Below are 20266 nucleotides of genomic sequence, written 5' to 3' on the forward strand. Positions count from 1 at the left end.
CCTCTTTCTATTCCTGTTTTGTCAGTATCGTTTTCGGATGAAGCCGCAGTACTGAAATGGACGGCAGCAATGTTGCAATGATTGCGATAAGGATGCCGATCCCGCCAAGAACAAGCATGTCGTTCATAGAAACCGCGACGTTCAGTGAATCGATAACGTCCGCGTTTGATGAACTGTGGCCGAACATTCCGCCGCCCATGCCGCCACCGCCGCCAGGCATTTGTCCGTTTTGCCCGCTTGCAGTTTGCGTTGAATCGGTTGATGAACTGATCTGCTGGGATAAAAGCTGATTTCCAAGCTGATTCGCGACGAGATTTCCAGTCACCGATGCAAGGCCGATCGCGATAACGGCCACGATCAGAATCTCAGTCAAGAACTGTCCAATCAATTTCCACCGTTTTTCGCCGATGGCCATTAACACGCCCATTTCGTATTTGCGCTCCCTGATCGACATCATGACAATCAGGCCAAGAATGACAGCCCCTGCCACTGATACAAGATACACCACGTTTTTAGAGAAAGAAGCTACATTTTCAATCGGGCCGACCATTTGCTGGTACAACTGATCGTTTGTATTCAGTGTGTACGTATCGAAGTCAATGGATGTTTTCTTCGCTGCTTTTACGAAAGCATCCATATTTTTCGCATCGTCCATATAGTAAACGGCTGAGTCAATCGTATTTTGATAGTCGTCGCCTTTCAGCGCCGCTGTTGCTGTGTAAGGTGTATAAAGCTTGTTATAAGGATTTAAGAAAGAGAAATTTTGGGCTTGGTCATCGCCTGAAGATGTTGTTTTATAAATACCGACGATCTTCAGCTTTACTGTTGTATCCTCATCTGTTGCTGATTCAATTGTGATCGAATCGCCAACGCTTAAATCATTTTCTTCCGCTAATGTTTCGTTGATCACTGTTACTTTTTTGCCGACATCTGATTTTGTAATCGCGCGTCCGTCAGTGATTTTTGAATCCCCGTCAGAGAAATCATCAACTAATGCTGTGCTGATGACACCTTCAATCGAAAGATCGGCTTGCACCATTTGCGGTCCGCCTTGTCCGCCGCCTTGGCTGTTTTTAGCATTTGAGTTTGAACTGCTTGAGCTGGAATCGCTTGAACTGGAGCTTGAGCTCTCAATCGCATCAAAGTTCCCCGCGTTGGCTGAAGCTGATGTGATGTAATTGTAGCTCTTCACATGATCGAGTGCTGCAAGCTTATTTGCATCAGACACTTTGATCGGTGTTGATTCGAAGCTGCGTTTTTCACCGCTGTCCTGCTGTTTTTCCATTTGCTTTTGGCGGTCAACCTGTAGTGTCACGCTCCCGCCGAGCTCTTGTCTGGCCAGTTCGCTTGATTTTTGTGCTGCCGACTGGATGGTGAGGCCTGATAGAACAAAGACACATATGACTGTAAACACAAATAATTGCAATAATGTTTTTCCCTTTTTAGCCTTCATATTCCAAAAGGCCCGTTTGATAAAGTTCATTTATGTTCCTCCGTATAGGTATTGTTATTGATAAGGCCGCCTCTGGGGCGGGCTTGCTTGTTGATAAATTAATAGTAGTCCAAAGGTATGAAAAAAATATGAACAATCTATTTCTAGTTGATGAAATAAAAACTAACAATTGCGAAACGCAAAACCTTCTGTTTAAAATGGTGCTATTATATAAAAAAGCATCAAAACAACCGGAGGATATAATGAAAATATTAATGATAGAAGATAATGTTAGTGTCTGTACGATGACGGAGATGTTCTTTTTTAAGGAAGGTTTTGAAGCGGAATTCGTTCATGACGGATTAGAGGGATACCAGCGTTTTACGGAAGAAAATTGGGATCTGATCATTTTGGATATCATGCTTCCATCTATGGACGGCGTAACCATTTGCAGAAAAATAAGAGAGACAAGCACGGTGCCGATTATCATGCTGACTGCCAAAGACACTGAATCAGATCAGGTCATCGGTTTTGAGATGGGGGCGGATGATTATGTCACGAAGCCGTTCAGCCCGCTGACATTGGTTGCCCGCATCAAAGCCGTCATCAGAAGATACAAGGCGACAGGCAAAGCGGTTGTTGATGAAGATATGATCGAATCGGAATGCTTTACAATTAATAAGAAGACGAGAGAAGTCTTTTTGAACGGAGAGCCTGTAGAAAATCTCACGCCGAAGGAATTCGATCTGCTTTACTACCTTGTCCAAAATCCGCGTCAGGTGTTCTCCAGAGAACAGCTGCTTGAGCAGGTATGGGGCTATCAATTTTATGGAGATGAGCGGACGGTTGACGTTCATATCAAACGGCTGCGGAAAAAGCTTGCCAGCGAGGACAAGCCTTTCCTATATACCGTGTGGGGAGTAGGGTATAAATTTGATGAAGATTAAATATTTATACCAGCTGCTTCTGAGCCATATCAGCATTTTGATTTTAGCGTTTGTCATTATCATTTCGCTATTTTCTCACTTTGTGAAAGATTTTGCCTATCAAAATAAAGTAGAGGAACTGACGTCATATGCGGTGCAGATCGCGAATGAATTCCAAGCAGGCCAGGTTGATATGCGCAGGCTCTATCCTTATCAGGACATTTTAAGCACAAGAAAGACTCAGTTTATCATCTTCAATGAAAAGCAGCAGCCTTATTTTCTTCCTGAAGGCTTTCATCATCAGCCAAGGGAACAGCTGAAGAAATCAGAATGGAATAAGCTGAAAAAAGGGCAGACTGTCATGATCAGGGCAGATGGCCGTTTTGATGATGAAGTGTCTCTTGTGGCGCAGCCTATATTTGTTCAGAACGAGTTTAAAGGCGCCGTTCTGCTGATTTCTCCAATCAGCGGCGTTGAACAGATGGTCAATCAGGTCAACCTCTATATGTTTTACGCTGTAATCAGCACGCTCGTCATTACGATTCTTGTGAGCTGGCTCCTATCCAAATTCCATGTCAAACGGATTCAAAAGCTGAGAGAAGCGACAGATAAAGTGGCTTCCGGCGATTATGACATCCACTTGGAAAACAGCTACAGGGATGAAATCGGCGTACTGGCGTCCGACTTTAATATTATGGCGAAAAAATTAAAGCAATCGAGGGATGAAATCGATCGCCTTGAGAAGCGGAGAAGGCAGTTTATCGCTGATGTGTCACATGAATTAAAAACTCCGCTGACGACGATCAACGGTTTGGTTGAAGGGCTGAATAGCCATACGATTCCTGAGGATAAGAAGGATAAGTGCTTCTCGCTGATCAGTGAGGAAACGAAGCGCATGCTGCGGCTCGTAAAAGAAAATCTGGATTATGAAAAAATCAGGTCTCAGCAAATTACCTTGAACAAGCTGGATGTTCCGCTGATCGAGGTGTTTGAAATCGTGAAAGAGCACTTAGAGCAGCAGGCGGAAGAAAAACAAAATAGGCTGATGATTCAGGTAGAGGATCACGTGATCGTTCATGCCGATTACGACAGGCTCATTCAAATACTCGTCAACATTACGAAAAACAGCATCCAATTTACGCAAAACGGTGACATTTGGCTGCGCGGAATAGAAGGTTATAAAGAGACGATTATTGAAATTGAAGATACGGGGATCGGCATTTCAAAAGAGGATATTGAGCATATTTGGGAGCGGTTCTATAAAGCAGATATTTCAAGAACGAACACGGCATACGGTGAATATGGACTCGGTCTCTCGATCGTCAAGCAGCTCGTTGAAATGCATCGGGGCACAGTAGAGATCAAGAGTGAAGAAGGGAAAGGCACAAAATTTATCACCCGCCTTCCCTTAACGGCAAAGCAGCAATAGCATACAGGGCGGCAGCATCATCAGATGAGCCGCCTTTTTTGCACACCGCTTCGGTTTATTGCGTGCTCCCGAAAACAAAGATTGCGTGTTTTTCGGGTTAGGACAGTCTATAAACATGATAAAATATGACATAAACAGTTTTTGATGGGAGAGGGTGAAGGAATGAAGAGCGGGGTAATTCCTTCTTCAGCGGTCGGTCAAAAAATTAACGAGTGGTACAAATATATCCGGACATTCAGCGTGCCGGATGCCGAAGTGTTAAAAGCTGAAATCCAGCAGGAACTGAAACACATGCAGCATGATTCCAACTTGCTGCTTTATTATTCACTAATGGAATTCCGGCACCAGCTTATGCTGGATTATCTTGAGCCGTTAGAAAAATTAAATATCGAAGACCAGCCAAGCCTGTCTGAATTATCACGAAACATTGACAGCAATCAGGCAGATCTTAAAGGGCTGCTCGACTATTACGTGAATTTTTTCCGCGGGATGTATGAGTTTGATAAGCGGGAATTTATTTCTGCCATTACATACTATAAACAGGCGGAGAAAAAACTTTCCTTTGTCGCAGACCATATTGAACGGGCTGAATTCTACTTTAAAATCGCGGAAGCTTATTATTATATGAAGCAAACGTATTTTTCATTGATTAATATCAAAAACGCCTATGAAATTTACGTGGAGCAGGAAACCTATAATGTGAGAATCATTCAATGCCATTTCGTGTTCGGGGTTAACCTGATGGATGAAAGAAATTTCGAACAAGCCGCACGCCATTTCAAATTGGCGCTCAATATGGCCCAAGCGGAACAAAAAGCCCAGCTGGTCGGAAGAGCATACTACAATCTCGGATTATGCTATTACAATCAAGATATTCTTGACCCTGCCATTGAGTACTTTGAAAAAGCGGTCTCCACGTTTGAAAGCAGCAGGATCATCAATTCTCTGCCGCAAGCCTATTTTTTAATCACCCTGATTTATTATAAACAGGGAAAACATGATAAAGCTTCGGAATATCACAAGCGGGGCTATGAATATGCTAAAGAAACAGACGATGCAGACTATGCCGTAAAATTCGAGTTTTTGCAATCCCTATATCAGGATCAGCCCAGTGAAGAAGGAATCGAACGATGTTTTCAATACCTAAAAAATAAAAATATGTACGCTGATATAGAGGATTTAGCCCTAGAAGTAGCAAAATATTACTATGAACAGAAGTGGTTTAAACTGTCTGCTTCCTACTTTCTACAAGTTGAAGAGGCAAGAAAACAAATACAAAGGAGTGAAGGTTTGTATGAAATTGAAATCTAAGTTGTTTGTTATTTGTTTAGCCGCAGCCGCGATTTTTACAGCGGCTGGCGTTTCTGCTCATGCGGAAGCACTCGACTTTCATGTGACGGAAAGAGGAATGACGTAAGAACCAGCCCCTTCTCTTTGGTGAGAAGGGGTTTTTCTTTTCAAAAAAACACCGCAAGACATAGTCTTGCGGCGCCCCCGCAGAGACGGTCAGCAGATTAGTAGCCGCCAACAAACGCAGTCCCTACGATAATTAAAAGAATGAACAATACAACGATTAAAGCGAAAGAACTGATGCCGTAACCGCCGCCAGTAGAGTATCCTGACATAAGGTTTCACCTCCCTATGAAGGATACTATAAGATATGCTGAGCCGATCTGTTTGGCAGGGATAATAGTGGACAAGAGAAAAAAATGAACAATTCGGCTATATGAAAAATAGCGGGCGCTGCGGCCCGCTATTTATGTACGATTAAGAGATCAGCACGCCCGCGAAAAATTCCTGGTATAAAGCTTGAACGGCTTTTCTTTCTTCTGCTTCTTTTACGCCAAACATCATGCTCACTTCAGATGATCCCTGATTGATCATTTCGATATTCACCTTTGCCTCTGATAAAGCTTTGGCGGCTCTTGCTGTTGTACCGACATTGTGGCGCATCGCTTCTCCTACAACCATAATCAGTGCGAGATGATGCTCGACAATGACTTCGTCGGCATGCAAATCCTCTTCGATCCGTTTGATCACGCTGCGTTCAGTGGCGGCATCCATTTGACCCTCCCGCAAAATGATGGTCATGTCATCAATTCCCGATGGAACATGCTCATACGTCAATCCGTGCTCCTCCAGGATTTGAAGGGCTTTGCGGCCAAATCCGATTTCTCTGTTCATTAAATACTTGCTGATATAAATGCTGCAAAAACCGGTGTCGCTGGCAATGCCGACGACAGGCCCGTTTCTGTTATCCCGCTTGCTTACGACGCGGGTGCCTCCGGCTGAGGGGTTGTTCGTATTTTTGATCTGAACAGGAATCCCCGCTCTAAATGCCGGAATGAGCGCTTCATCATGAAACACTGAAAAACCGGCGTAAGACAGCTCCCGCATCTCTCTGTATGTCAGCTCACTGATTTCCTTTGGATTTTCAACGAAGGACGGATTGACAGAATACACAGCGTCCACGTCTGTAAAGTTTTCGTACAAATCAGCTTGAAGTCCGTTGGCAAGAATCGAGCCGGTAATATCAGAACCGCTCCGTGAGAATGTGATCACATCGCCATCCTTGCTGAATCCGAAAAAACCGGGAAAAATAATGAGTCCGTCACGTTCCCGAAGACGATAGAGGTTTTGATAGGATTCAGGAAGAACTTGCGCGTTGCCGGGTTCATTTGTCACAAAAAGGCCGGCATCCTTCGGGTTGACATATTCCGCTTTGACGCCTTTATAGCGGAAATAAGCGGCGATCAGCTTGGCGTTGTTATCCTCCCCGCTGGCCTTAACTGCGTCAAGATATTGCTCGGGATTGCTTTTGTCTCCTTCTAAAAGCGTAAACAAATCATCTCTGATTTTATCGATAATACTTTGCCCCAGCTGAAGCTCATTGGCGATGAGAGCGTACCGTTCCACAACCGATTCCGCCAGTTCAGGTGCGCTGCCTGATGCCAAATATTGTTCCGCACATGCGATTAAGAGATCAGTCACTTTCGTATCCTCGGCATAGCGTTTTCCCGGAGCTGAAACGACTACAGCTTTCCGTGCCGGGTCTGAGGTAACGATGTGAAACACCTTGTCAAGCTGGGCGCCTGAAGCAAGTGAGCTGCCTCCGAATTTAACGACCTTCATGTTTACATCTCCTAATGTTTAAAATTTTCACACAAATTTAGTATTTATTATCTCTCTTTCAGTCCTGTAAATCAAGGGATAATTTCTCTCCAGAATGAACATTTGTATTTTCCACAAGGAATGATGTCAGGTTTGCTGACCGTAAACAGGCGTTCAAAAGATAAATATGGTAAACAGCCTAACGTTTTGGGATGGAAAATGGTTAGAATGATTAGTAAAATTGATAAATGACCAGGTTAATATTTTTAAAGAATATTGACTAACACTAGAAAAATGGTAATATGTAAATGATAATGATAATCAATTACTATATGGCCATATTGTTTTGAGTCCTTGCGGAGTAGGAGATACGTTCTTTTTGCTGTAAGGATGTAAGGAGGCAGCATGAAGCTACGTTATTTATTTATTCTACTTATCATATTAGCCGTCACATCTGTATTTATCGGCGTAGAAGATCTGTCGCCGCTTGATCTCTTCGATTTAAGCAAACAAGAGGCGTCAACGCTGTTTGCAAGCCGTTTGCCGCGATTAATCAGCATTGTCATCGCGGGCTTAAGCATGAGCATCTGCGGCTTGATTATGCAGCAGATCAGCAGAAACAAATTCGTGTCACCGACGACGGCGGGCACGATGGATTGGGCTCGGCTCGGCATTTTAATTTCCTTGCTGCTGTTTACATCCGCCAGTCCTTTAATCAAAATGCTGGTCGCGTTTGTCTTTTCCCTAGCAGGCAACTTCCTGTTTATGAAAATCCTTGAAAGAATCAAGTTTAACGACACCATCTTTATTCCGCTTGTCGGTTTAATGCTCGGGAATATCGTCAGTTCAATCGCGACTTTTATCGCGTATAAATATGACTTGATCCAGAACGTGTCATCATGGCTTCAGGGAGACTTCTCCTTAGTCGTGAAAGGGAGATACGAGCTTCTTTATCTGAGTATTCCGCTCGTCATCATTGCCTATGTGTATGCGGATAAATTCACATTGGCCGGTATGGGAGAAAGCTTTTCTGTCAATCTCGGCCTAAAATACAAGCGGGTAGTGAACATCGGGCTCATTATCGTGTCCCTGATCACGTCTCTTGTCATTTTGACTGTCGGTATGCTGCCGTTTCTCGGTTTAATCATCCCGAATATTGTATCGATTTACAGAGGAGACAATCTGAAGAGCAGCCTGCCGCATACTGCGCTATTGGGAGCGGTTTTTGTGCTGTTTTGCGATATATTGGGCAGAGTTATTATCTTCCCTTATGAAATCTCGATTGGCCTGATGGTCGGAATCATCGGCAGCGGCATTTTCCTGTTTATGCTGTTAAGGAGAAAAGCGTATGCGTAACCAGATGAAAATGGCGTTGCTCGTTGGTTTAGCCATTGTATGTATTGGCTTGTTTCTGTTTTATGACTTAGGCAATTGGGATTACACCCTGCCGAGACGAATCAAAAAGGTCGCCGCCATTGTGCTGACGGGGGGAGCGATTGCGTTTTCGACCATGATCTTTCAAACGATTACGAACAACCGCATCCTGACGCCGGGCATCTTGGGCCTCGATTCTCTCTACATGCTGATTCAGACCGGCATTATCTTTCTGTTCGGTTCTGCGAATATGGTCATTATGAATAAAAACATCAACTTTATCATCTCTGTTCTTCTGATGATACTGTTTTCTCTTGTTTTATATCAGATCATGTTCAAGGGTGAGGGGAGAAATATCTTTTTCCTTCTGCTTATCGGTATCGTGTTTGGCACGCTGTTCAGCAGCCTGTCTTCCTTTATGCAGATGCTGATTGATCCGAATGAGTTCCAAGTGGTGCAGGACAAGATGTTTGCCAGCTTTAACAACATCAATACAGATTTGTTATGGCTCGCGTTCATCATCTTCCTGCTGACAGGCGCTTATGTCTGGCGTTTTACAAAGTTTTTCGATGTGCTGTCGCTTGGACGCGAGCACGCCGTGAATTTGGGCATTGACTACGACAAAGTGGTGAAGCAGATGCTGATCGTGGTTGCGATTTTGGTTTCTGTGTCAACAGCGCTAGTCGGGCCGATTATGTTTTTAGGCCTTCTTGTCGTCAACCTGGCGAGAGAATTCCTGAAAACCTATAAGCATTCATACTTAATCGCAGGCTCCGTTTTCATCAGCATCATTGCGCTGGTCGGAGGGCAGTTTGTGGTTGAGAAAGTGTTTACCTTCTCAACGACGCTGAGCGTCATTATTAATTTTGCCGGCGGGATTTATTTTATCTACTTGCTGTTAAAGGAGAATAAATCATGGTAGAGGTCAAAAATGTAAGCAAACAATATGGCGGGAAAGTTGTCCTTGAAGAGACGTCAGTCACGATTCAAAAGGGCAAAATCACCTCGTTTATCGGTCCTAACGGCGCCGGCAAAAGTACGCTGCTGTCTATCATGAGCCGCCTGATCAAAAAAGATTCCGGCGAGATTTACATAGACGGACAAGAGATTGGATCATGCGACAGCAAAGAGCTTGCAAAGAAAATGAGCATTTTGAAGCAGGCGAACCAAATCAATATCAGGCTCACGATCAAAGACCTCGTCAGTTTTGGCAGGTTTCCGTACTCACAGGGCCGGCTGACTGAGGAAGACTGGGTTCATATCAACCAGGCGCTCAGCTATATGAAGCTGGAAGACATTCAGGACAAATACCTCGACCAGCTAAGCGGCGGACAATGCCAAAGGGCATTTATCGCCATGGTCATTGCCCAGGACACCGATTATATCTTTCTGGATGAGCCGCTGAACAATCTGGATATGAAACATTCAGTTGAAATTATGAAACTGCTGAAACGGCTGGTAAAGGAGCTTGGAAAAACGATCGTCATCGTCATTCACGATATCAATTTTGCTTCTGTCTATTCGGACTATATCGTAGCTTTGAAAAACGGCCGCATCGTAAAAGAGGGGCCGCCTGAAGAAATAATAGAAACCTCTGTGCTTGAGGAAATCTACGATATGACCATCCCGATTCAGACGATTGATCATCAAAGAATAGGTGTCTATTTTTCTTAATATATAGAAGAGGTGAAGAGCATGAAAAAGTTCGCATTACTATTCATCGCTTTGGTGACGGCAGTTGTCATTTCTGCATGCGGAAACCAAAGCACAAGCAGCAAAGGTTCTGATTCAAAGAAAGAACAAATCACGGTGAAACACCAGCTGGACAAAAACGGCACAAAAGTACCGAAGAACCCTAAAAAAGTTGTCGTATTTGACTTTGGAAGCTTAGATACATTAGATAAACTAGGACTTGATGATAAAGTAGCGGGCCTGCCGAAACAAGCCCTTCCTAAATATCTGTCCAAGTTCAAAGATGACAAATATGCTGATGTCGGAAGCCTAAAAGAGCCAGACTTCGAGAAAGTGGCAGATTTAGACCCTGACCTGATCATTATTTCAGGAAGACAATCTGAGTCTTACAAAGAATTCTCTGAAATCGCGCCGACGATTTACCTTGGCGTAGACACAGCGAAGTATATGGAATCATTTAAATCAGACGCGGAAACAATCGGTAAGATTTTCGATAAAGAAGACGAAGTGAAAGATGAACTCGCAAAAATCGATGATTCAATCGCAGATGTAAAGAAAACGGCTGAAAAGCTTAACAAAAACGGTCTAGTGATTATGGCGAACGACGGGAAGATCAGCGCATTCGGCCCTAAATCAAGATACGGCCTGATCCATGACGTGTTCGGCGTGACACCGGCTGATAAAAACATCAAAGCGTCTACTCACGGACAAAGCGTTTCATACGAGTACATTTCAAAAACAAACCCTGATTACCTGTTTGTCATTGACCGCGGTACAGCGATCGGTGAAACATCATCTACAAAACAAGTCGTTGAAAACGATTATGTGAAAAATGTAAACGCAGTGAAAAATGATCATGTCGTCTACCTTGATTCTGCTACTTGGTACTTATCAGGAGGCGGTCTTGAGTCTATGGCGCAAATGATTAAAGAAGTGAAAGACGGTTTAGAAAAGTAAAACCAAAAAGAGCCTCCGCTAAATCAGCGGGGCTCTTTTTATGTTGATCAGCGTGCCGGCTGCTGTTCGGCAGGGCGCTGAGGTTTCTTTAGTGTGAATGAGAGAAGGAAGCCGACAAGTGCTATGACGGCAGCCACAATAAAAGCGGCGTTCATGCCGTGCAGGGCGGCGTGCTTTACATTTGTCGTGCCTGCATGTGCCGCCTGGTTGCTCATCACGGAAACCAATAGCGCGGTTCCGATCGAGCCGCCGACTTGGCGAATCGTGTTGTTCATCGCCGTTCCGTGCGGAATCAGGTGGCGCGGCAGCGCATTGATGCCGGCTGTTGTCACCGGCATCATGATCATGGCGGTGCCTAAGAGACGAACGGTGTATAAAACGACAATCCAAGCGAGTGACGTATGATCAGTCAGCTGCATAAACGGCAGTGATGTCAGGAAGATGATGCAGAAACCGGCAATCGCCAGCCCTCTTCCGCCGACACGGTCAAAAACTCTGCCGATAATCGGCGACATGAAGCCCATCACAACGGCTCCCGGCAGAAGCATAAGCCCTGTATCAAAAGCTGTGACGTTTCTGACGTTTTGTGTATAAAGCGGCAGGATGGTTTCCGTACCGATCAATAATGCAAAGACAAGGGTTCCCAGCAGTGTTGTTAAGCTGAAAACGCCAAACGTGAAGACGCGGAATTCCAGCATCGGTTTTTCAAGCTTCATTTGTCTTGTGATAAACAAGAGCAGCGCGATGACACCCACCAGCAGGGAAATTAAGACGGTTGAACTGGACCAGCCGTAAGAGCCGACGCTTGAGAAGCCGTATAGAAGGCCGCCGAACCCAAATGTTGAAAGGATGACTGATAAAATATCAATCTGTGTTTTTCTTAAAGTGGTCACGTTTTTCATCAGGATGCTGGCTAGAATCAAATCAATCACAGCAAACGGAAGAATAATATAAAACAATGATCTCCAAGAGAAAGCTTCGACAGCCCATCCCGAAAGAGTCGGTCCGATCGCTGGCGCGAATGAGATGACCAATCCAACCATACCCATAGCCTGGCCGCGCTTTTCAATCGGAAAGATTGTCAGGAATACAGTCTGCATGAGCGGCATCATAATGCCGGCTCCGGCCGCTTGAATGATACGAGCCGTCAGCAGAACCGGGAAGTTCGGTGCGAATGCTCCGACAATCGTTCCGGCAGTGAAAATGCTCATTGCTGTGATGAGCAGCGCCCGGCTTGTGAATTTCTCAATTAAAAACGCAGTGATCGGAATTAAGATCCCGTTGGTTAACATAAATGACGTGGTCAGCCACTGTGCTTGGTTGGCATCGACATTGAAATCCCTCATGATATGGGGGAGGGCGGTAATCAACAATGTTTGATTTAAAATCGCCACAAACGCTCCGGCTAACAAAATGCCGACAATGACAGAACGGTTAAAAGGTTTCGGTTCAATACTTGTGTCCAATACATATCCCTTCTTTTCTCTAAGTGATTAACAGTGTTTTTAACATGGAAACGGGCTGTGTTAAAACACCGGTTTGTTCCAGATAGCCAATCAGTGATTTGAGTAAAAAAGCGCGGGGTTCTTCCTTCTTCGCTTCTTCCTCCAGCATGGCGGCTGCGGATGTCAGTTCATCTACGTCATAGTCCGCGGCAGGCAGGGAAGAGATGCCTTTATGTAATTCCTTCAGGCTTTCCGATAATAGGACTGACTTATCCTTTGGTTTGTAGGAGGATGCCGAATGAATATAAAGCTCGATGGCTTCGGGCGGAAGAAGAGACTGATGGGTTTCCCTGTTTTTGACAATCTGATTGAGGGTGCTGATGATAAACGCTGCGATCGGGTCAAGCTCAAGCGGTTTTTCCTCAATTTTGATCAGCATTAAAAACTCACGCATCATGCCGTGAAGAATGATGACCAAATCCCACACAAACGGGAGAATGGTTTCTCCATACGCCTGGATCAGCGAATCACGGTGCCAGCAGATAATCGTCGATCTGGTCTGATGGATATGCTGTTTGACCCGGTCATTATGCAGCTTGGGATTTCCGTAGGTCAGCATATTGAAAAACTGCTGATTCCGCCTGAAGCCCTCCAGTTCCATTTTGACCTTTTGCGTCAAACGCTCCTCCGGTGTAAGTGCGGTATTTTCCTGAAGTCTTGAGGCCGCGGCCACCATTTGCTTCTGGTTAAATGACAGCAGCTCCAAAAGCAGGTCTTCTTTAGATTGAAACAGCTTATATATCGAAGCTTTTGACATCTTACATTCTTCTGCGATCGCCTGCATGGAAACCGACGTAAAATCCTTTTCCGAAAAAAGCTTTCGCGCGGCTAACAAGATATCTGTTTTTTTATCAAGCATCTCATGGCTTCCTTCTTTCTTGAGCATTAGAAAACCCATTGGTTCACAGAAAACCAATGAGTAACAATGAAAAAATTTTACCAAATAAACAAATTAGAAGTCAATGGATTTTAACCGGGTAAATGAAAGGCCTGCCGGAAAATCCGACAGGCCGGGTGAAGGCTTATTTTTCAACCTTAAATCCTTGTTTTTCAAGCATTTCACGGATATGCGGATAGTACAGGCGCTCATAGTATGAAGCGATGCTCTGTGACCAGTTTCTTGTTTCTTTTCCGTTTGTCCGTTTATTCATGTATTCAGACATCTGTTCGTCGTATGCCTGAATGTGAGACGTCAGCTCATCCTGGTTCAAATAAGTTTCCTGATGATTGACTGCTGCCTGCGGAAGGCGCGGTTTTTTCGCGGAACGGTCAGCAGGATGCCCAATGACAAGTCCTGATAAAGGGAACACGTATTTCGGAAGCTCAAGCAGTTCGATCAGCTCTTGAGGGTTTCCGCGAACCGCGCCGATCGGAACTGTGCCAAGTCCGAGTGACTCAGCGGCTGCTGTCGCTGTGCCGAGGGCAATACCAGCGTCTACTGCGCCGACAAGAACAGATTCCAGTCCATTTGTGATTTCCATTTTGAAATCATGCAGATCTTCAAGCGCGATTTTGGCCCGGTTGAAATCTGCGCAGAACAGCAGGAAAACAGGAGCTTGATCGATCCATGGCTGGCCGCCTGCCAGCTCAGAGATTTTCTTTTTGCGCTCTTTATCCTGCACTGTGATCACAGTCACTTGCTGCCCGTTGATAGAAGAAGGGGCTGCTTGCACCGCTTCAATGATTTGGTCCAATTGCTCTTGAGCTACAGGTTCATCTGTGTAGCTGCGAATTGAGCGGTGGTCTGTTAATGATTTAATCACTTCATTCATATGAGACACCCTTTCTTTACTCGCTAAGCTCTGTGCGGACAACATCAAGAGGAGCGCTCAGCAGTTCTTTTGCTTTTGCGACAAACCCTTGGAAGTGTGCAGTTTCATTGTGGGATTTCATCGCTGCTTCACCTTTCCATTGTTCAAGCATGACAAATGTATTTTCTTCGCCTACTTTTTCAAATAGGTCGTACTGCGCGTTGCCTTCCTCAGCTCTTGAATGCTGAACAAGCGATTGCGCCTCGCTCAAAAATTCCTCGCGTTTTTCTGGTTTTACTTTCATGTAAGCTTGTAATACGATCATTCTAATCTCCTCCATCGTTATGCTGAATTTATTGTTCGAATTTCATCGAACTAACTGTACCATGTATTCTACATGAGGTAAAGGAAAAACCCTTAATTAGTAAAATTGTCATTCTAATTGTTGTGTGATACATTTGTGTCATGAACATTCCAAACCATCCAGAAACAGAAACATTGCAGCTGACAAAGGTTCTTCATGCACTTAGCGATCCGCTTCGTTTAGAGCTGGTCAAGCAATTAGCTGTAGCGAAAGAAAAAACGTGCAGCACCTGTGCGGATGTGCAGGTTGCTAAATCGACTTTGTCGCATCACTTTAAAGTTTTGAGAGAATCAGGCATCGCGCAAGTTCGGATAGAAGGAAAGCGCCGGTATTACTCGCTTCGCGCTGAAGACCTTGAAAAGGCATTTCCGGGCCTGCTTGAAGCCGTGCTGAATGTAGACCAGGACCGCTGGTGAATCAATCCCCTGTAACGGGGATTTTTTTATGTCCGTAAACAGCTTTGAAAAGCCGCTGCACACCCTCCTGAATATCCTCTTCCTTCAGCCGGGCAAAGCCGATAATGAGTGCTGTCCTGCCTGTTTGCCGCTGGTTTTTCTTCAAGTTAAACCGGCTCATTCCGAATATTTCAAGCTGCAGGCCGGCGGCATGTGAGAGGATGTCTTGTTCGGTGCGGCTGGTATCAAATTCGGTAACAAAGTGCAGCCCCGCATTTGCTCCTTTAACGGTAACTGCTCCGCTGAACCCTGCTTCTAAAGCGGTGATCAGGCGTTCTCTCTTTTCTTTATAATGCTGCTTCATTTTTTTTATATGCTTCTGGTATTCACCAGACTCGATAAATTCCTGCAGGGTGAGCTGCGTCAGTGATGAGCAAGTCTGCAGATCATAGCCCCGCTGTTTGTATGTCCTCAACAGCTCAGGCGGCAACACCATATAGCTGATCCTCAAGCCGGGGAGAAGGGACTTCGAAAAGGTTCCCATATAGATGACATTTTGAAAACGATCTAAGCTTTGCAGTGCCGGTATACTGTCTACATCATATGTGAATTCACTATCATAATCGTCCTCAATGATGTATCGGCGCGGCTTCCCGGCTGCCCAGTTCAGCAGCTGAATTCTTCTGGATACAGGCATAATCGTTCCGGACGGAAACTGATGCGACGGGGTCGTCACCAGCACATCAGGCTGCTGTCTGGTGATTTCAGCAATTGACATGCCTTTTTCATCCAGCATGATCGTTTTTACTTGTTTTCCGGCATTCCTCAAAAGCTGGTACATGCGCCTGTAGCCAGGTTCCTCCATCGCATACACGGCTTCCTTGGGCAAAAGCTCAGTCAACAGCTGCATGAGCACCTGTGTGCCTGCCCCTATGATTATTTGTTCCGGCCTGCATTTTACACCCCGCGTCAGAGAAATGAGCCTGGTAATGGCCGCTCTCACTTCATATATCCCCTGCGGATGCGACATCTCGCCGAGCGTGCGGTATGAGCGGGAGGCCGCTTTTTGCTCGCAGCGAAACCAGCTTTTGATCGGGAAATGGTCTGTATCGGAGCTCATGTGTGAAAACGAAATCCAATCGCTCTGATCAATGTGAATCTCTTTCAGGTCATCGGGCAGTGCATATGGAGTATGCTCCTCGGCGGAAAACATGTCTAGCTCCTCCACAAAGAAACCCTTTCGCTCAATGGCGTACAAATATCCCTCAGCCAGCAGCTGCTGATAGGCTGAATTCACTGAATTTACGCTGACCTTCAGATTTACAGCCAGCTCCCGCTTGGAGGGAACCTTCGAGTGTGGCAGCAAATTGTGGCTGAGGATTTCTTTTTTCAGCTTTTGATAAATTTGCTGATAGATATAATCAGCTTGTTCTGAACGATCGAGTGTAATCGTGATATCCATTTGCAGATTCTCCTTCTGATACCATCCAAAAGTTATAATTGGTACTTTTCATCATACCAAAGAGAAGTCAGAATGATAAGAAAATACCGACAGGGGGATATTCACATGAGTCAAACAACAGCAAGCATCACAACTGCACAATGGCAGCAAAAACGGGATCAATTTGTGTCAAAAGGTGTGAGCAACGGCAACCGCAGTCTGGCGGTCAAAGGAGAAGGGGCTGAGCTGTACGATCTGGACGGCCGGAGATTTATTGATTTTGCAGGCGCCATCGGAACGTTAAACGTCGGTCACTCTCATCCGAAGGTGGTTGAGGCTGTGAAGCGGCAGGCGGAGGAGCTGATTCATCCAGGCTTCAATGTCATGATGTATCCGTCTTATATCGAATTAGCCGAAAAACTGTGCGGCATTGCACCGGGCGATCACGAGAAAAAAGCGATTTTTCTTAACTCAGGAGCGGAAGCGGTCGAAAACGCTGTGAAAATCGCCAGAAAGTATACAAAACGTCAAGGGGTTGTCTCGTTTACCCGCGGGTTTCACGGGCGTACGAATATGACGATGAGCATGACAAGCAAGGTAAAACCTTATAAATTCGGTTTCGGGCCTTTTGCGTCAGAGGTTTATCAAGCGCCGTTCCCTTACTATTATCAGAAGCCGGCTGGCATGAATAATGAAAGCTATGACGATATGGTCATTCAAGCATTCAATGATTTCTTTGTTGCTTCCGTTGCGCCTGAAAACGTAGCGTGTGTCGTGATGGAGCCGGTGCAGGGAGAAGGCGGATTTATTATTCCTTCGAAACGCTTTGTGCAGCATGTTGCTTCATTCTGTAAAGAACACGGCATTGTTTTTGTTGCTGATGAAATTCAAACCGGCTTTGCCAGAACTGGCACTTATTTTGCGATTGAGCACTTTGATGTAGTGCCTGACCTGATCACGGTGTCTAAATCGCTTGCGGCTGGTCTGCCATTAAGCGGTGTGATCGGCCGTGCGGAAATGCTAGATGCGGCAGCGCCAGGCGAGCTAGGGGGCACGTATGCCGGCAGCCCGCTCGGCTGCGCGGCGGCTTTGGCTGTCTTGGATATTATTGAAGAAGAAGGGCTGAATGAGCGATCTGAAGAAATTGGAAAAACCATTGAAGGCAAGGCGTATGAGTGGAAACAAGAATTCCCGTTCATCGGTGACATCCGCAGACTCGGGGCGATGGCGGCAATCGAAATCGTCAAGGATCCTGACACGCGTGAGCCTGATAAAGCAAAAGCAGCAGCGATTGCTGCCTATGCGAATCAAAATGGATTACTTTTGCTGACAGCGGGAATTAACGGTAATATCATCCGCTTTTTGACACCGCTTGTCATCTCAGACAGCCTTTTAAATGAAGGGCTAAGCATCCTGGAGGCGGGCCTGCGAGCTTAATCATTGGAAAGAAAACGGCCGGGTCTGCTATCATTTTAAGTAATCATGAAAAGAAAGGAATGTTCAATATGCCAGATCAATTAAAGGTCTACAACCCGGCTACGGGCGAGGAGATCAAAACGATCCCTCAGCAATCAGCCAAAGAAGTAGAAGAAGCCATTGAACGTTCACATCAAGCGTTTAAAACGTGGTCTAAAACATCAGCGAACGAAAGAGCGTCTCTTTTGAAAAAATGGTATGAGCTGATTGTTGAACATAAAGAAGAACTTGCAGATTTAATTACAAAGGAAAACGGAAAACCCTATAAGGAAGCAGTCGGAGAGGTACTATACGGCGCAGGCTATATTGAATGGTTCGCAGAGGAAGCGAAGCGTGTGTACGGAAGAACGGTCCCCGCTCCGACAACGGGTAAACGAATTGTGGTCACACGCCAGCCCGTCGGTCCCGTTGCCGCTATCACGCCTTGGAATTTTCCGAATGCGATGATTACACGCAAAGCGGCGCCTGCTCTTGCTGCGGGCTGTACATTTATCATCAAGCCGGCGCCGGACACACCGCTGTCTGCTTATGAACTGGCGCGCCTCGCATATGAAGCGGGCATTCCGAAGGATGTTCTTCAGGTTGTGATCGGCGATGGAGAAGAAATCGGAAATGTGTTCACAAGCAGTCCGAAAATCCGCAAAATCACGTTCACAGGATCAACACCAGTAGGGAAAATCCTCATGAAAAACAGCGCGGACACTGTGAAACACGTTTCAATGGAACTCGGCGGACACGCCCCGCTGATCGTAGATGAAGATGCGGACATTGACCTTGCCGTTGAACAGGCGATGGCGTCCAAATACCGGAACGCCGGGCAAACATGCGTATGTGCCAACCGCCTGATCGTTCATGAATCCATCAAAGATGAATTTGCTGCGAAACTGAGCGAGCAAGTGTCTAAGCTGAAAGTCGGAAATGGACTTGAAGAAGGCGTCAATGTCGGCCCGATCATCAACAAAAGAGGCTTTGAAAAAATCGTCAGCCAAATTGATGATGCGGTTGAAAAAGGCGCGAAAGTGATTGCTGGGGGCACATATGACCGAAACGATGACAAAGGTTGCTACTTTGTGAATCCGACAGTGCTTACCGATGTTGATACGTCCATGAATATCATGCATGAGGAAACATTCGGCCCAGTCGCCCCGATCGTCACGTTTTCTGATATTGATGAAGCGATTCAGCTTGCCAACGATACACCGTACGGCTTAGCTGCTTACTTCTTCACAGAAAACTACCGCCGCGGCATCTATATTTCCGAAAATCTAGAGTATGGCATTATCGGCTGGAATGACGGCGGACCATCAGCGGTTCAAGCGCCATTCGGCGGAATGAAAGAAAGCGGCATTGGCCGTGAAGGCGGTTCGGAAGGCATCGAGCCGTACCTTGAAACAAAATATTTGTCCATCGGTTTGTAAAAGAATGCAAGCTCCTGAGAGCTGCCGGATTTTCCGGCAGCTCTTTTTGTGTTCCGGCGAATAATCACAACAATTCCAGCCAAAATAACAGCAAATACATTTTGAAAGAAGGTTCCCCAACAATGGATTTATTATTGGCTCTTCTCCCAGCTTTGTTTTGGGGGAGCATTGTTCTCTTCAATGTGAAATTAGGCGGCGGGCCGTACAGCCAGACACTGGGAACGACGATCGGGGCGCTCATAGTTTCTATCGTTATTTACTTTTTTGTTCAGCCCGTTCTGTCACTTCGCATCTTTATTGTTGGAATCGTATCCGGCTTATTTTGGTCACTTGGACAGGCCAACCAGCTGAAAAGCATTCAATTGATGGGCGTATCTAAAACAATGCCGATTTCCACAGGAATGCAGCTCGTTTCCACCTCGCTGTTCGGTGTGATCGTGTTCCGCGAATGGTCAACACCGATTGCGATTACGCTCGGCGTTCTCGCTTTGATCTTTATCATTGTGGGAATCATTCTCACGTCCTTGGAAGATAAGAATGATAAAAAAGAAGGCGAGCCAAGCAATTTGAAAAAGGGCATTTTGATTCTCCTTGTTTCGACTCTTGGTTATTTGGTTTATGTAGTCGTGGCTAGATTGTTCAATGTGTCCGGCTGGTCCGCGCTGCTGCCGCAGGCAATTGGCATGGTGGTCGGGGGGTTAGTTTTAACCTATAGACACAAACCCTTTAACAAGTATGCAATCAGAAATATTCTCCCAGGCTTAATCTGGGCAGGCGGAAATATGTTTTTGTTTATTTCTCAGCCGCGAGTTGGCGTTGCAACGAGCTTCTCCCTTTCACAAATGGGAATTGTCATTTCTACGCTCGGGGGTATTTTCATCCTGCGTGAAAAGAAAACGAAACGTCAGCTAATAGCAATTGCAATCGGGATTATCCTGATTATTGCGGCCGCCGTCTTCTTGGGTATCGCGAAATCAAATTCATAACAAATGGAG

At 45.5% G+C, this 20266-nt stretch carries 20 protein-coding genes; 12 read left to right on the plus strand and 8 right to left on the minus strand.

The genetic code is table 11. The features are described from left to right. Positions 1-7 precede the first annotated feature (7 nt). Positions 8-1483, minus strand: a complete 1476-nt coding sequence (locus JQX68_RS02125; protein WP_014662767.1) for an ABC transporter permease — start codon at positions 1481-1483, stop codon at positions 8-10. Between the two features lie 212 nt (positions 1484-1695). Here JQX68_RS02125 and yclJ point away from each other — a divergent pair, with 212 nt between their 5' ends. The 4 genes from yclJ (at position 1696) to phrC (ending at position 5204) form a co-directional block, all read left to right on the plus strand. Continuing rightward, positions 1696-2379 (plus strand): two-component system response regulator YclJ, encoded by a 684-nt coding sequence (gene yclJ, locus JQX68_RS02130; protein ID WP_041521471.1) that lies wholly within the window; start codon positions 1696-1698, stop codon positions 2377-2379. Further along, entirely contained in the window at positions 2366-3787 is a 1422-nt protein-coding gene (gene yclK / locus JQX68_RS02135; protein ID WP_205440501.1) for a two-component system sensor histidine kinase YclK, read from the plus strand. Before yclJ ends, yclK begins: the two co-directional genes overlap by 14 nt. Before the next feature lie 162 nt (positions 3788-3949). Continuing rightward, positions 3950-5098 (plus strand): response regulator aspartate phosphatase RapC, encoded by a 1149-nt coding sequence (rapC, locus tag JQX68_RS02140; RefSeq protein WP_014662770.1) that lies wholly within the window; start codon positions 3950-3952, stop codon positions 5096-5098. Further along, positions 5082-5204 (plus strand): phosphatase RapC inhibitor PhrC, encoded by a 123-nt coding sequence (gene phrC / locus JQX68_RS02145; protein ID WP_014662771.1) that lies wholly within the window; start codon positions 5082-5084, stop codon positions 5202-5204. The genes rapC and phrC overlap by 17 nt, the downstream gene beginning before the upstream one ends. Before the next feature lie 97 nt (positions 5205-5301). Here the strand turns inward: phrC and JQX68_RS02150 are convergent, their stop codons facing one another. Both JQX68_RS02150 and JQX68_RS02155 read right to left on the minus strand, forming a co-directional pair. Continuing rightward, positions 5302-5412, minus strand: a complete 111-nt coding sequence (locus tag JQX68_RS02150; RefSeq protein WP_040084173.1) for a YjcZ family sporulation protein — start codon at positions 5410-5412, stop codon at positions 5302-5304. A gap of 142 nt (positions 5413-5554) precedes the next feature. Then, complete coding sequence (locus JQX68_RS02155; RefSeq protein WP_136654856.1) at positions 5555-6919, minus strand: aspartate kinase; 1365 nt, start codon at positions 6917-6919, stop codon at positions 5555-5557. Positions 6920-7303: 384 nt separating this feature from the next. On the opposite strand from JQX68_RS02155, the gene yclN reads away from it, so the two are divergent. Genes yclN through yclQ form a run of 4 tightly spaced genes read left to right on the plus strand, consistent with a single transcriptional unit; the run spans position 7304 to position 10921 of the window. Further along, complete coding sequence (yclN, locus tag JQX68_RS02160) at positions 7304-8254, plus strand: petrobactin ABC transporter permease YclN (RefSeq protein ID WP_069148952.1); 951 nt, start codon at positions 7304-7306, stop codon at positions 8252-8254. Then, positions 8247-9194 (plus strand): petrobactin ABC transporter permease YclO, encoded by a 948-nt coding sequence (yclO, locus tag JQX68_RS02165; protein ID WP_040084169.1) that lies wholly within the window; start codon positions 8247-8249, stop codon positions 9192-9194. Before yclN ends, yclO begins: the two co-directional genes overlap by 8 nt. Further along, entirely contained in the window at positions 9188-9946 is a 759-nt protein-coding gene (gene yclP / locus JQX68_RS02170) for a petrobactin ABC transporter ATP-binding protein YclP (protein ID WP_014662775.1), read from the plus strand. Before yclO ends, yclP begins: the two co-directional genes overlap by 7 nt. A gap of 21 nt (positions 9947-9967) precedes the next feature. Continuing rightward, positions 9968-10921 carry a petrobactin ABC transporter substrate-binding protein YclQ gene (yclQ, locus tag JQX68_RS02175; RefSeq protein WP_014662776.1) on the plus strand — a complete coding sequence of 318 codons (954 nt, stop codon included), beginning with the start codon at positions 9968-9970 and terminating at the stop codon, positions 10919-10921. A gap of 47 nt (positions 10922-10968) precedes the next feature. Here yclQ and JQX68_RS02180 read toward each other — a convergent pair whose 3' ends face one another. The 4 genes from JQX68_RS02180 to JQX68_RS02195 form a co-directional block, all read right to left on the minus strand. Further along, positions 10969-12387, minus strand: a complete 1419-nt coding sequence (locus JQX68_RS02180; RefSeq protein WP_069839858.1) for an MDR family MFS transporter — start codon at positions 12385-12387, stop codon at positions 10969-10971. Positions 12388-12406: 19 nt separating this feature from the next. Next, complete coding sequence (locus tag JQX68_RS02185) at positions 12407-13285, minus strand: TetR/AcrR family transcriptional regulator (RefSeq protein ID WP_040084166.1); 879 nt, start codon at positions 13283-13285, stop codon at positions 12407-12409. A 163-nt stretch (positions 13286-13448) separates the two neighbouring features. Then, complete coding sequence (nfsA, locus tag JQX68_RS02190) at positions 13449-14198, minus strand: oxygen-insensitive NADPH nitroreductase (protein WP_014662779.1); 750 nt, start codon at positions 14196-14198, stop codon at positions 13449-13451. Between the two features lie 16 nt (positions 14199-14214). Continuing rightward, entirely contained in the window at positions 14215-14502 is a 288-nt protein-coding gene (locus JQX68_RS02195) for a putative quinol monooxygenase (RefSeq protein WP_014662780.1), read from the minus strand. A gap of 140 nt (positions 14503-14642) precedes the next feature. Between JQX68_RS02195 and JQX68_RS02200 the strand changes: the two genes are divergently transcribed. Next, positions 14643-14957 (plus strand): ArsR/SmtB family transcription factor, encoded by a 315-nt coding sequence (locus JQX68_RS02200; RefSeq protein ID WP_040084165.1) that lies wholly within the window; start codon positions 14643-14645, stop codon positions 14955-14957. 1 nt (position 14958) lies between these two features. Here the strand turns inward: JQX68_RS02200 and gabR are convergent, their stop codons facing one another. Further along, on the minus strand, positions 14959-16398 hold the full coding sequence (gabR, locus tag JQX68_RS02205) for a MocR-like transcriptional regulator GabR (RefSeq protein ID WP_147772907.1): 1440 nt from the start codon (positions 16396-16398) through the stop codon (positions 14959-14961). Positions 16399-16503: 105 nt separating this feature from the next. Between gabR and gabT the strand changes: the two genes are divergently transcribed. The 3 genes from gabT to glcU all read left to right on the plus strand — a co-directional run bounded on the left by gabT (position 16504) and on the right by glcU (position 20257). Beyond that, complete coding sequence (gabT, locus tag JQX68_RS02210; protein ID WP_069148956.1) at positions 16504-17814, plus strand: 4-aminobutyrate--2-oxoglutarate transaminase; 1311 nt, start codon at positions 16504-16506, stop codon at positions 17812-17814. A gap of 68 nt (positions 17815-17882) precedes the next feature. Beyond that, positions 17883-19271 (plus strand): succinate-semialdehyde dehydrogenase, encoded by a 1389-nt coding sequence (gene gabD, locus JQX68_RS02215; RefSeq protein ID WP_172640202.1) that lies wholly within the window; start codon positions 17883-17885, stop codon positions 19269-19271. Positions 19272-19393: 122 nt separating this feature from the next. Next, positions 19394-20257, plus strand: a complete 864-nt coding sequence (glcU, locus tag JQX68_RS02220; RefSeq protein ID WP_014662784.1) for a glucose uptake protein GlcU — start codon at positions 19394-19396, stop codon at positions 20255-20257. Positions 20258-20266: the final 9 nt, after the last annotated feature.

Source organism: Bacillus sp. LJBS06 (genome assembly GCF_016924995.1).
In the GTDB taxonomy this organism is placed as follows: Bacteria; Bacillota; Bacilli; order Bacillales; family Bacillaceae; genus Bacillus; species Bacillus stercoris.